Origin of the sequence: Serratia nevei (genome assembly GCF_024160145.1) — a bacterium.
Classification (GTDB): Bacteria; Pseudomonadota; Gammaproteobacteria; order Enterobacterales; family Enterobacteriaceae; genus Serratia; species Serratia nevei_A.
The window spans coordinates 1-13,043 of the sequence record NZ_JAMYWQ010000038.1 but is presented as its reverse complement, the minus strand read 5'-3'; the positions used below and the strand labels follow the sequence as shown (position 1 = coordinate 13,043).

At 59.7% G+C, this 13,043-nt stretch carries 11 protein-coding genes; 8 read left to right on the top strand and 3 right to left on the bottom strand.

Annotated elements, in window-relative coordinates; translation table 11 throughout:
• Nucleotides 1–14: 14 nt before the first annotated feature.
• Complete coding sequence (gene rfaH, locus M6G53_RS20635) at nt 15–503, bottom strand: transcription/translation regulatory transformer protein RfaH (protein WP_253334178.1); 489 nt, start codon at nt 501–503, stop codon at nt 15–17.
• Between the two features lie 246 nt (nt 504–749).
• Between rfaH and pepE the strand changes: the two genes are divergently transcribed.
• The 3 genes from pepE to fre all read left to right on the top strand — a co-directional run bounded on the left by pepE (nt 750) and on the right by fre (nt 3,809).
• The gene (gene pepE, locus M6G53_RS20630; RefSeq protein WP_253334177.1) at nt 750–1,475 is read left to right on the top strand and encodes a dipeptidase PepE; all 726 of its coding nucleotides are present in this window, start codon (nt 750–752) and stop codon (nt 1,473–1,475) included.
• A gap of 85 nt (nt 1,476–1,560) precedes the next feature.
• Nucleotides 1,561–3,057: a 4-hydroxy-3-polyprenylbenzoate decarboxylase gene (ubiD, locus tag M6G53_RS20625; protein WP_436286541.1), complete on the top strand. Its 1,497-nt coding sequence runs from the start codon at nt 1,561–1,563 to the stop codon at nt 3,055–3,057.
• Nucleotides 3,058–3,107: 50 nt separating this feature from the next.
• The gene (gene fre / locus M6G53_RS20620) at nt 3,108–3,809 is read left to right on the top strand and encodes an NAD(P)H-flavin reductase (protein WP_004934474.1); all 702 of its coding nucleotides are present in this window, start codon (nt 3,108–3,110) and stop codon (nt 3,807–3,809) included.
• A gap of 172 nt (nt 3,810–3,981) precedes the next feature.
• Here the strand turns inward: fre and fadA are convergent, their stop codons facing one another.
• The gene (gene fadA / locus M6G53_RS20615) at nt 3,982–5,145 is read right to left on the bottom strand and encodes an acetyl-CoA C-acyltransferase FadA (RefSeq protein ID WP_004934476.1); all 1,164 of its coding nucleotides are present in this window, start codon (nt 5,143–5,145) and stop codon (nt 3,982–3,984) included.
• 10 nt (nt 5,146–5,155) lie between these two features.
• A complete protein-coding gene (gene fadB, locus M6G53_RS20610) occupies nt 5,156–7,345 on the bottom strand; it encodes a fatty acid oxidation complex subunit alpha FadB (protein ID WP_253334173.1) in 2,190 nt (729 codons plus the stop codon).
• Between the two features lie 290 nt (nt 7,346–7,635).
• Here fadB and M6G53_RS20605 point away from each other — a divergent pair, with 290 nt between their 5' ends.
• The 5 genes from M6G53_RS20605 (at nt 7,636) to hemG (ending at nt 12,875) form a co-directional block, all read left to right on the top strand.
• Nucleotides 7,636–8,775 carry an MFS transporter gene (locus M6G53_RS20605; RefSeq protein WP_436286542.1) on the top strand — a complete coding sequence of 380 codons (1,140 nt, stop codon included), beginning with the start codon at nt 7,636–7,638 and terminating at the stop codon, nt 8,773–8,775.
• Between the two features lie 112 nt (nt 8,776–8,887).
• A complete protein-coding gene (gene pepQ, locus M6G53_RS20600; protein WP_253334171.1) occupies nt 8,888–10,219 on the top strand; it encodes a Xaa-Pro dipeptidase in 1,332 nt (443 codons plus the stop codon).
• Nucleotides 10,219–10,833: an IMPACT family protein gene (locus M6G53_RS20595; protein ID WP_060424127.1), complete on the top strand. Its 615-nt coding sequence runs from the start codon at nt 10,219–10,221 to the stop codon at nt 10,831–10,833. Before pepQ ends, M6G53_RS20595 begins: the two co-directional genes overlap by 1 nt.
• 35 nt (nt 10,834–10,868) lie before the next feature.
• A complete protein-coding gene (gene trkH, locus M6G53_RS20590; RefSeq protein ID WP_253334170.1) occupies nt 10,869–12,320 on the top strand; it encodes a Trk system potassium transporter TrkH in 1,452 nt (483 codons plus the stop codon).
• A 21-nt stretch (nt 12,321–12,341) separates the two neighbouring features.
• Entirely contained in the window at nt 12,342–12,875 is a 534-nt protein-coding gene (gene hemG / locus M6G53_RS20585) for a menaquinone-dependent protoporphyrinogen IX dehydrogenase (RefSeq protein ID WP_089181541.1), read from the top strand.
• The last annotated feature ends 168 nt before the right edge of the window (nt 12,876–13,043 follow it).

Below are 13,043 nucleotides of genomic sequence, written 5' to 3'. Positions count from 1 at the left end.
GGGCGCCTTTTGCATTACATCTTCTGGAACTGTCGGTTGTCGATGCTTTGACTGACCTGTTTGTTGATCAGGTTCAGCAGCAGCATTGAACGCGCCTCGCCGTCCGGCTCGGTATAGATCGCCTGTAACCCTTCGAACATGCCGTCGACGATCAGGACGGTATCCCCCGGCTGTGGGGTTTCCGGATCGACATAGGTTTCGCTGGCGTGCGTACGCAGCTCATCGATCACCTTGCTCGGGATGACGCTCGGCAACGCGCCGAAGCGCACGAAGTGGCTGACGCCGCGGGTGGCGCTGATGGTGGTGGTGTGAATGCGCTCCGGGTCGAACTCCACAAACAGATAGTTGGGAAACAGAGGTTCGCTGACCGCGATACGCTTGCCGCGCACGATTTTTTCCAGCGTGATGATCGGGCTGAGGCAGTTCACCTGCTGCCGTTCCAGATGTTCCTGCGCTCGCAACAGCTGACCGCGTTTGCAATAAAGTAGATACCAGGATTCCATAATTTCACATGCCTTTCTGCCAGCCGGTAAGCATATCAAAAGCTATTCCGGATACATAGTGATGCAAGTTTCAGCGTGTAACATCACCTATCTCTATGAATATGCGGCTATTAGCGAGGGGTCACACACTTATCGATACGGCGCTGGTATAACAGAGGGCTGAAAATTTGTTACCGTCACAGTATGGCAAGGCGTTGCGCTACCGGCTGTGATGCTATTCATCGTTTTTGACCGAGGGGAAAAGAAATGGAGCTGTTTTTGTTGAGCAACGGCAAGCTGTCTGGCGAAGCCGAACTGCTGGGGTACGCCAAAAGCCAGCTGCTGGCGATGATTGCGCGTCGCGGCATCAAATCCGCCGTCTTTATCCCTTACGCCCTGATCCGTTACGACTACGATCGGCGTGCGCAGGAGCTGGCGCAAACGCTGGGCATCGAAGTCACCAGCATCCACCACGCCGTTTCGCCGGCGGCGGCGATCGCGCAGGCGGAATGCATTTTGGTCAGCGGCGGCAATACCTGGTTGCTGAACCAGATGCTGCACGAACAGGGCCTGATCGTGCCTATCCAGCGCGCGGTGCGCGAGCGTGAGGTGCCTTACGTCGGCTGGAGCGCCGGTTGCAACGTGGCCACACCGAGCATTCGTACCACCAATGATATGCCGGTGCGCTGCAGCGTGGTGCTGCCGGCGCTGGGGCTGTTCCCGGTGCAGATCAACCCGCATTACATCGACGCACATATCAGCGGCCACATGGGCGAAACCCGTGACGAGCGCCTGGCGGAGTTCTGCGCAGTCAACCCGAGCGAATCGGTGGTGGCGCTGCGTGAAGGCAGCCTGCTGCACGTTGAAGGCAATGCGCTGCGTTACTTCAGCGCCAACGGGCAGGGCTTCAAGGTGTTCCGCCACGGCGAGGAGACGCGTGAATATCAGGATACGCGTGCGCTGGCCACGCTGGTGCCGTTCAACTGCGGCTGAGGGCCCCCCGCAGCGGGCGGCGTTAACAAAATTGCAGCAACAACCGTGAAGAGGGCTTATAATGCCCTCCCCACTGGCCGTTATAATGATCAGCATGAAATACCGTGACTTACGCGATTTCCTCTCGTTGCTGGAGAAGAGAGGGGAACTAAAACGCATCAGCCAGCCGATCGATCCTTACCTGGAAATGACGGAGATTGCCGATCGCACCCTGCGGGCGGGCGGCCCGGCATTGCTGTTTGAAAACCCGAAAGGCTACGACATGCCGGTGCTGTGCAACCTGTTCGGCACCGCCAATCGCGTGGCGATGGGCATGGGGCAGGAAGACATCAGCGCGCTGCGCGACGTCGGTAAACTGCTGGCGTTCCTCAAAGAGCCGGAGCCGCCGAAAGGCTTCCGCGATCTGTTCGACAAAATGCCGAAGTTCAAGCAGGTGCTGAACATGCCGACCAAGGTGCTGGGTTCCGCGCCTTGTCAGGAGCAGGTATGGCAGGGTGAGGATGTCGATCTGGGCCGTATTCCGGTGATGCACTGCTGGCCGGAAGACGCCGCGCCGCTGATCACCTGGGGGCTGACGGTGACCCGCGGCCCGCATAAGGAACGGCAAAATCTCGGCATCTATCGCCAGCAGGTGCTGGGCAAGAATAAAGTGATCATGCGCTGGCTGTCGCATCGCGGCGGCGCGCTGGATTATCAGGAGTGGTGCCAGGCGCACCCCGGCGAGCGTTTCCCGGTCGCGGTAGCGCTGGGGGCCGATCCCGCCACCATCCTCGGTGCGGTCACGCCGGTGCCGGATACCCTGTCTGAATACGCCTTTGCCGGGCTGCTGCGCGGCAATAAAACCGAAGTGGTCAAGTGCCTTTCCAACGATCTGGAAGTGCCAGCCAGCGCCGAAATTGTGCTGGAAGGCTATATCGAGCCGGGTGAAATGGCGCCGGAAGGCCCCTACGGCGACCACACCGGTTACTACAATGAAATCGACCAGTTCCCGGTATTCACCGTCACCCACATCACCCAGCGCCGCAACGCGATCTACCACTCGACCTACACCGGCCGCCCGCCGGATGAGCCAGCGATCCTGGGTGTGGCGCTGAATGAAGTGTTTGTGCCGATCCTGCAAAAGCAGTTCCCGGAAATCGTCGATTTCTATCTGCCGCCGGAAGGGTGCTCGTACCGCCTGGCGGTCGTGACCATGAAAAAACAGTACGCCGGCCACGCTAAACGCGTGATGATGGGCGTCTGGTCGTTCCTGCGGCAGTTTATGTACACCAAATTTGTTATCGTCTGCGATGACGACGTCAATGCGCGCGACTGGAACGACGTAATTTGGGCGATCACCACACGAATGGATCCGGCAAGGGATACCGTTCTGGTGGAGAATACGCCGATCGACTATCTGGACTTCGCCTCGCCGGTTTCCGGTCTGGGTTCGAAGATGGGGCTGGACGCCACCAATAAATGGCCGGGTGAAACCGATCGCGAATGGGGCCGTCCGATTCAGATGGATGAAAAGGTACGTGCGCGCGTCGACGAAATCTGGGATGAGCTCGCAATTTTCAGTGACAGGGAACCGACGTTATAGCGTCAGGCCCTGTTCTCAGCTTTGCATTGATGACCCGACAGAGGGAACGCATGACAATATTGAGCTGTAAAGTGACCTCGGTAGAGGCCATTACCGATACGGTTTATCGAGTACGTCTGGTGCCCGAGCAGCCGTTTTCTTTCAAGGCAGGGCAATATCTGATGGTGGTGATGGACGAGCGCGATAAGCGCCCGTTCTCGCTAGCATCAACCCCGACGCAGCAAGATTACATCGAGCTGCACATCGGTGCTTCGGAGCTGAATCTGTACGCCATGGCGGTGATGGATCGTATCCTGAAAGAGCAGGCGATCACCGTCGACGTGCCGCACGGCGACGCCTGGCTGCGCGAAGAGGGTAGCCGCCCGCTGGTGCTGATCGCCGGTGGCACCGGTTTCTCTTACGCGCGTTCAATCTTGTTGACCGCGTTGGAGCAGCAGCCCGATCGTGATATTTCGATCTACTGGGGCGGGCGTGAGCTGAAGCACCTGTACGATCTGAGCGAGCTGGAAGCGCTGTCGTTGCAGCACCCGAACCTGAAGGTGATCCCGGTGGTCGAGCAGCCGGAAGCCGAATGGCGCGGCCGCAGCGGCACCGTGCTCAGCGCGGTGCTGCAGGATTTCGGTACGCTGGCGGAGCATGACATCTATATCGCCGGGCGTTTCGAGATGGCGAAAATCGCCCGTGAGCGTTTCTGCGCCGAGCGCGGCGCGCTGGAAGCGCATATGTTCGGCGACGCGTTTTCGTTTATCTGACCGATGCGGTGCGCAGTGAACGGGGTGGCCGAGAGTCGCCCCGTTTTTATTTGGGCGCCGGCAAACGTCAGGCATAAAAAACCCGCCCCTGACAGGCGGGAAGAACGGCAACTAAACTTGGCGGGATGCCGCGATTTGAAGTGGTGACGCGGTCATCCCAAGATAGACACAGCTAAACGCGTTCAAAGACGGTGGCGATGCCCTGGCCCAGGCCGATGCACATGGTTGCCAGGCCGAACTGCGCGTCGCGACGTTCCATGTTGTTCAACAGGGTGGTCGAGATGCGGGAGCCTGAACACCCCAGCGGGTGGCCGAGCGCGATGGCGCCGCCGTTCAGGTTGATCTTGTCGTCGATGCTGTCCATCAGCCCCAGATCCTTGATGCACGGCAGCGATTGGGCGGCGAACGCTTCGTTCAGCTCGAACAGATCGATGTCCTGCACGCTCAGACCGGCGCGTTTCAGCGCCAGCTTGCTGGCCGGCACCGGGCCGTAACCCATGATGGAAGGATCGCAGCCGACCACCGCCATCGAGCGGATGCGGGCGCGGGCCTTCAAACCGAGCGCTTTGGCGCGCGATTCGCTCATCAACAACATGGCGGAAGCGCCATCCGACAGGGCGGATGAGCTGCCGGCGGTGACGGTGCCGTTGACCGGATCGAACGCCGGGCGCAGGGCCGACAGGCTTTCTACGGTGGTTTCCGGGCGAATGACTTCATCGAAATCGTAACGGGTCAGCACGCCATCGGCGTCGTGGCCGTTGGTGGGAATTATCTCGTTTTTGAAGTAACCCGCCAGCGTGGCCGCATGCGCGCGCTGGTGGGAGCGGGCGGCAAATTCATCCTGCATCTGGCGGCTGATGTTGTGCATCTTGGCCAGCATTTCGGCGGTCAGCCCCATCATCCCGGCGGCTTTGGCCACGCTGCGGCTCAGCCCCGGATGGAAATCCACGCCGTGGTTCATCGGCACATGGCCCATGTGTTCCACGCCGCCGATCAGGCTGATGTGCGCGTCGCCAACCATGATGGCGCGCGCCGCGTCGTGCAGCGCCTGCATCGAAGAGCCGCACAGGCGGTTGACGGTCACCGCCGGCACGCGGTGCGGGATCTCGGCCAGCAGCGCGGCGTTGCGGGCGATGTTGAAGCCTTGTTCCAGCGTCTGCTGCACGCAGCCCCAGTAAATGTCATCGATCTCGGCGGCGTCCAGCGCCGGGTTGCGGCTCAGCACTTCACGCATCAGGTGAGCGGAGAGATCTTCGGCGCGTACCTGGCGGAAGGCGCCGCCCTTGGAGCGGCCCATCGGCGTGCGTACGGCATCAACAATAACTACGTTTTCCATCTTTATGACCTCATGCCGGTTGGCGGGTAGCGACGTCGGACAGCGGTGTCGCCACCGGGTAGTAGCTTTCATTGCGCTCGGCCTTGGCGCGCAGACCGGCCGGCACCTGATACAGGGCGCCGAGGTGTGCGTAACGCTGGGCCAGCTCAACGTAGTTGGCGGTGCCGAGCGTATCCAGGTAGCGGAACGCGCCGCCGTGGAACGGAGGGAAGCCAATGCCGTAGACCAACGCCATATCGGCTTCCGCCGGGCTGGCGACAATCTTCTCTTCCAGGCAGCGAACCACTTCGTTGATCATCGGGATCATCATGCGCGCGATGATTTCTTCGTCGCTGATGGTCTGGCGCGGTTGACTCACTGCGGCCAGCAGCGCATCGGTCTGCTCGTCGTTGTCCTTGCGCGGTTTGCCTTTGCTGTCCTGGCTGTAGCGGTAGAAGCCCAGCTGATTTTTCTGACCGAAGCGCTGGTTGTCGAACATCACGTCAATGGCGTCGCGATAGTCTTTGCTCATGCGATCCGGGAAGCCGGCGGCCATCACCGCCTGCGCGTGGTGCGCAGTGTCGATGCCCACGACGTCGAGCAGGTAGGCCGGGCCCATCGGCCAGCCGAACTGTTTTTCCATCACTTTATCGATCTGACGGAAGTCTGCGCCGTCGCGCAGCAGCAGGCTGAAGCCGGCGAAATACGGGAACAGCACGCGGTTGACGAAGAAGCCCGGGCAGTCGTTCACCACGATTGGCGTTTTGCCCATGCGGCTGGCGTAGGCCACCACTTTGGCGATGGTGTCGTCGCTGGTCTGTTCGCCGCGGATGATTTCGACCAGCGGCATGCGGTGTACCGGGTTAAAGAAATGCATACCGCAGAAGTTTTGCGGGCGCTTCAGCGATTTTGCCAGGTGATTAATCGGAATGGTCGAGGTGTTCGACGCCAGAACGGTGTCCTCACCGATCAGGTTTTCCACTTCCGACAGCACGGCGGCTTTGACCTTCGGATTTTCCACCACCGCTTCAACGATCACCTGCGCGCGCTCGATGCCGGCGTAGTCCAGCGTCGGCTGAATGGTCGACAGCACCTGCGCCATTTTCAGGCCATCCAGCTTGCCGCGCTCCAGTTGCTTATTGAGCAGCTTGGCTGCTTCGCTCATGCCCAGCGTCAGCGACTTGTCGCTGATGTCTTTCATGATCACCGGCACGCCTTTCAGCGCCGATTGATAAGCGATGCCGCCGCCCATGATGCCGGCGCCCAGCACCGCCGCCTGTTTCGGCGCGTCCACATTTTTGGCCAGCTTTTTCGCCTGACCCTTCACGAACTGATCGTTAAGGAAGATGCCGACCAGCGCACGCGCTTCGTTGGAACGTGCTAACGGCACAAAGCTGGCGGTTTCCAGTTTCAGCGCCTCATCACGGCCCAGTTTGGCGGCGGCTTCAATGGTCTTCACCGCAGTCATCGGTGCCGGGTAATGTTTACCGGCGGTCTGCAGCACCATGCCTTTGGCGGTGGTGAAGCTCATCGCCGCTTCAATCGGGCTGAGCTTCAGCGGTTCCAGCTTCGGCTGACGCGCGGCGCGCCAGTCCAGCTTGCCGTCGATCGCCTGTTGCAGCATTTTCAGCGCCGCTTCGGCCAGTTTTTCCGGTGCTACCACCGCATCCACCAGGCCGACTTTCAACCCGTCTTTGGCGCTGACGTCTTTACCGGCGGCGATGATTTCCAGCGCGCTGTCGTTACCCAGCAGGCGCGGCAGGCGGACGGAACCGCCGAAGCCCGGCATGATGCCCAATTTGGTTTCCGGCAGGCCGATACGCGCGTCCGGTGAGGCGACGCGGAAATCGGTCGCCAGAATGCATTCGCAACCGCCGCCGAGCGCATAACCGTTGATGGCCGCAATGGTCGGTACCGGTAAATCTTCCAGCCGGTTAAAGACGTTGTTGGCGAACACCAGCCATTCTTGCAGCTTTTCAGCCGGTGCGGCGAACAGAGAGAGGAATTCGGTGATATCGGCGCCGACGATAAACGCGGCTTTGGAGGAGCGCAGCAGCAGCCCCTTCAGCTCTGGCTGGTTTTCCAGCACGGTGAGCGCTTCGCCCAGGCTGGCGACGGTGCGGGTGTCCAGCTTGTTGACCGAGCCCGGTGCGTTGAACACCAGCTCGGCGATGCCGTTATCGAGCCAGTGCAGTTGTAATGTTTCGCCTTGGTAGAGCATGTCTATCTCCTGAATCAGCGTATGATCTGGTATGACCAGATGATGAGGAGTGTGGTTTTTATGTTAAAAATATGCAAATGAGAGATTGCATATTTGCTGGTCTGATCACATCTCGCCAAGTTAGTTTTTTGATTTAAAACGAAGTTATATTTTATGTGCTATCGGCATTTGCTGGAGTTTGTCGGCCCTCATACACTTGCTCGCAGCGATTTATCATTCAGACGAGGTTAGGTATGAATAAGGTGGCTTATGCCAAACGCAGCGGCTTATGGAGTATTCCCGCCAGAACCATGACGCTGGCGTGTCTGTTGGTGTTTATGGCGCAAATGGCGACGACCGTGTATTTGCCTTCGCTGCCGACGGTGATGCGCGAGTTGGCAATGAGCCGGCGCGCCACCGAGCTGTCCATTTCGATCTTCGTCATCGGTGCCGCCTTGCCGGTGCTGTTCTGGGGCGCGGCCGCCGATCGTTTTGGCCGCCGAGCGCCGCTGACGCTTTCCCTGCTGCTTTTCATCGGCTGTAGCGGGCTGTTGGCGCTGTGCAGCAACGGCACCCAGCTGCTGACGCTGCGTGCGCTACAGGGCGTGGGGGTCGGTGGCGCGGCGATCATTGCGCGTATCATCGTGCGGGATAACTGGAGCGGTGATGAGCTGGCGCGGCGGCTGTCGGTGCTCTCCATCGCCTTTATCACCGCGCTGGGCGGCGGTCAGTTTGTCGGTGGACTGCTCAGCCAATATTCACACTGGCAGATGGGCTTCGTCTTGATGGGCGCCACCGGTTTGGCCATTCTGGCGCTGATGGCGACGCTGCCGCTGGAGGCGGGGCGCGCACGTGGGCCACGCCCGGCGATGGCGGCCACCTACTTCGCCATTCTGCGGCGGCCGGGGTTCTTTTGGCCGGCCTGCGTCGGCGGGTTGGGCTTCGCCACCACGGTGACGCTGCAGGAGGTGAGCCCGTTCGTCATGCAGCAGGGTTTTGGTCTCAACGTCACGGCGTTCGGTGCGCTGGGGTTGGTGATTGGCATCGCCTACTTTAGCGGCGCATTGACGGTGAACCGCACGGTGGCGCGCGTCGGCGGGAAAAAACTGATGCAAACCGGCAGTGGGATCGTCGCCCTAGCGACGGCGGCAATCCTGCTGTTGTGGTGGAGCGGTATCCTGGCCGGCCTTTCCGGCATGATGTTGTTCATCACGCTGTATTGCCTGACCATTTTTGGCCAGGCGGTGTTGTTTCCCAACAGCATGGCGATGGCCGTCAGCGACGCCAAAGAGTACGGCGCCTATGCAATGGCGCTGTGCGGCTTTCTGCAGCAGTGCCTGGCGGGCGTGGCCGCAGCCGGCGCGGTGTTGTTGGAGCACCATGGCCTGTGGGCGCTGGCGATAGCGCTGCTCGGCCTGGCCGGCTGGCTAATGGTTAAACTGCGGATGTAACGGCATTTGCAGGGAATTGCGAGCTGCTCCGCATGCCCAACGCGATGAGGTTGGTGCGTCGGAGCGCTGTGTTAAGATGGCTTCTTTCGTGCTAAGGCATAAGGGTACTGTGATGGAAACGCTGGCTTCTTTGTATAACGACCACCTGGTAGAGCTGCAAAAACGCGCGCGCGAAGTGCTGGAGCGCAACAAGCTGGATGCGCTGCTGATTCACTCCGGGGAACTGCAAAAGGTATTTTTGGACGACCATAGCTATCCGTTCAAAGTGAACGCGCATTTCAAAGCCTGGGTGCCGGTGACGTCGGTGCCGAACTGCTGGTTGTGGATCGACGGCGTCAATAAGCCGAAGCTGTGGTTCTACTCCCCGGTTGACTACTGGCACAGCGTGGAGCCGCTGCCGGACAGTTTCTGGACCAAGTCCCTCGAATTGATGCCGCTGGCCAACGCCGACGCTATCGCCCAGCAGCTTCCGCCGCAGCGCGAGCGCGTGGGCTATATCGGTTATGCGCAACAGCGCGCCCGCGATCTCGGCATCCTTTCTGAAAACATCAACCCGAAAGCGGTGCTGAACTACCTGGATTTCCACCGTTCGATCAAAACCGGCTATGAGCTGGCCTGCATGCGCGAAGCGCAGAAGACGGCGGTAACCGGCCATCGTGCGGCGCATGAGGCCTTCCTCTCCGGCATGAGCGAGTTCGACATCAACCTGGCCTACCTGACGGCGACCGGCCACCGTGATACCGACGTACCTTACGACAACATCGTGGCGCTGAACGAACACGCTTCGGTGCTGCACTACACCAAGCTGGATCATCAGCCGCCGGCCGAATCCCTGAGCTTCCTGATCGACGCCGGCGCGGAATATAACGGCTACGCCGCCGATCTGACCCGCACCTACGCGGCGCAAAGCGGCAGCGAGTTCGCCCACCTGGTGAAAGATCTCAACGGTGAGCAGCTGGCGTTGATCGACACCATCAAGACCGGCGTGCGTTATACCGACTACCATGTGCAGATGCACCAGCGCATCGCCAAGCTGCTCAAGAATCACAAGTTGGTGAACGGCCTCAGCGAAGAGGCGATGGTTGAAACGGGTATCACCACGCCGTTCCTGCCGCACGGGCTGGGCCACCCGCTGGGCCTGCAGGTGCACGACGCCGCCGGCTTTATGCAGGACGAGCAAGGCACCCATCTGGCGGCACCGTCCAAGTATCCGTTCCTGCGTTGCACCCGCGTGTTGCAGCCGGGCATGGTGCTGACCATCGAGCCGGGTCTGTACTTCATCGACTCTCTGTTGGCGCCGTGGCGCAGCGGTGAGTTCAAGCAGCACTTCGCCTGGGATCGCATCGATGCGCTGAAGCCGTATGGCGGCATCCGCATCGAAGACAACATCGTGATCCACGAAAAGCGCATCGAGAACATGACGCGCGATCTGAACCTGGCCTGATGCGGCCATACCCGATACCGGCGGAAGCAACCTGCTTTACCGAAGAAATAAAGAAGAGCCGTTTTATCACCCTGCTGGCGCCTACCAGCGGGGTAGAAGCGGCAAAGGCGTTTATTCAGCAGGTGCGGGATGAGCACCCGGCGGCGCGGCACCACTGTTGGGCTTTCGTCGCCGGCAGCCCCGATGACTCGCAGCAACTGGGGTTCTCCGACGACGGAGAACCGTCGGGCACCGCCGGCAAACCGATCCTCGCGCAGCTGATGGGCAGCGGTATCGGCGAAGTGACCGCCGTGGTCGTCCGTTACTACGGCGGCGTCAAGCTGGGCACTGGCGGGCTGGTGAAAGCCTATGGCAACGGTGTTCAACAGGCGTTGAAGCAGTTGGCGCTGGTACAAAAGGTGCCGGAAGCCGAATATATCTTGCAGTGCGACTATGCGCAGTTGGCGCTGGTGGAGAACTTGCTGCAGCAAACCGCAGGTCGGATCCTGCAGGGCGAATACGGCGCCGCCGTTGTGCTGCATCTGGCCTTGCCGGCCACCGAGGTCGAGCTGTTTGGAAATAAATTGCGTGATCTCAGTCGCGGTAATTTGCAATTAACCCCCATTTCGCAATAATTCCTCCCAATTGAATTGCTAAGGATCGTGCTGAAATGCATTTTCGCGCCATAACCCGTATCGTTGGTCTGCTGGTCATCCTGTTCTCCGGGACGATGTTCATTCCCGGCCTGGTGGCATTGATTTACCGCGATGGGGCGGGGCGTGCGTTCAGCCAAACCTTCTTCGTGGCGCTGACCATCGGTCTGATGCTGTGGTGGCCGAACCGCAAACAGAAACACGAGCTGAAGCCGCGCGAAGGCTTCTTGATCGTCGTGTTGTTCTGGACCGTGCTGGGCAGCGTGGGGGCATTGCCGTTCCTGTTTTCGGAACGGCCCAACTTGTCGCTGACCGACGCTTTCTTTGAATCCTTCTCGGGATTGACGACCACCGGAGCGACGACGCTGGTGGGGCTGGATTCGTTGCCGAAGGCCATCCTATTCTATCGCCAAATGCTGCAATGGATGGGCGGCATGGGGATCATCGTGTTGGCGGTGGCGATACTGCCGATACTCGGCGTCGGCGGCATGCAGCTGTATCGGGCGGAAATGCCCGGGCCGCTGAAAGACAACAAGATGCGTCCACGCATCGCCGAAACCGCCAAAACCCTGTGGCTAATCTACGTATTGCTGACCGTCGCCTGTGCGCTGGCGCTCTGGGGGGCTGGGATGTCGGTGTTCGACGCCATCGGCCACAGTTTCTCGACCATCGCCATCGGCGGTTTTTCTACCCACGACGCCAGTATCGGTTATTACGCCAGTCCGACCATCAACACCATTATCGCCGTGTTCCTGCTGATTTCCGGCTGTAACTACGGCCTGCACTTCGCCTTGCTAAGCGGCCGCAGTCTGAAGGTGTACGGCCGCGATCCAGAATTCCGCATGTTTATCTTCGTTCAGTTGACGCTGGTGGTGGTGTGCACCTTGGTGCTCTGGGGGCACGGCGTCTACAAGACCGGCATGGAAACGCTCAATCAGGCGTTCTTCCAGGTGGTGTCGATGGCGACTACGGCCGGTTTCACCACCGACAGCATCGCCAAGTGGCCGCTGTTCCTGCCGATGCTGTTGCTGTGTTCGGCGTTTATCGGCGGCTGCGCCGGCTCGACCGGCGGCGGCCTGAAGGTGATCCGTATCCTGCTGCTGTACCTGCAGGGATCGCGCGAGTTGAAAAGGCTGGTGCACCCTAACGCGGTCTATACCATCAAATTGGGCAACCGCGCGCTGCCGGAACGTATTCTGGAAGCAGTGTGGGGGTTTTTCTCCGCCTATGCGCTGGTGTTTATCGTCAGCATGCTGGCAATCATTGCCACCGGCGTTGACGACTTCTCCGCGTTCGCCGCAGTGACGGCAACGCTCAATAACCTCGGCCCCGGTCTGGGGGTGGTGGCGGATAACTTCACCACGATGCCGGCGGCGGCCAAGTGGATCCTGGTGGTGACGATGCTGTTCGGGCGCCTGGAAGTGTTTACATTGCTGGTGCTGTTCACGCCAACCTTCTGGCGTGAGTGAACCTGATATAAGGAGTACGCCATGAAGGCATTGATACTTTATTCGAGCCGTGACGGGCAAACACGCGCTATCGCTTCTTATATAGCAAGCAAATTGCAGGACACGCTGCGCTGTGAGGTGATCGATCTGCTGCAGGCGGAACAGGTCGACCTTAGCCAGTATCAGCAGGTGATGATCGGCGCCTCTATTCGCTATGGGCACTTTAATTCGGTGCTGGATAAATTCGTTAAGCGCCATGCCGAGCAACTGAATCGGATGCCGAGCGCGTTCTTTGCCGTGAACCTGACCGCGCGTAAACCGGAAAAGCGTTCGCCGCAAACCAACGCTTATACCCGCAAGTTCCTGCTGGCCTCGCCGTGGCAGCCAAAACAGTGTGCGGTGTTTGCTGGCGCATTGCGTTATCCACGCTATCGCTGGTTCGACCGTATCATGATTCAATTTATTATGCGTATGACGGGCGGCGAAACGGATACCAGTAAGGAAGTGGAGTACACAGATTGGCAGCAGGTCGATCGTTTCGCCCAGGAATTTAGCCAGATCCAGTACGAAAAGTGACAAAAACGCGGGTTTGGCCAGCGTTTTGCTGAAAAAATCCACGCTTGAAAAGTTTTTTGCAATTAGGGGTTGCGGCCCGCCGAGAACTCCCTATAATGCGCCTCCACTGACCGGGAACAACGACTGACAAGCCGCCGGGTCAGCGAGAGAAAAGCGAAATAAACGCTT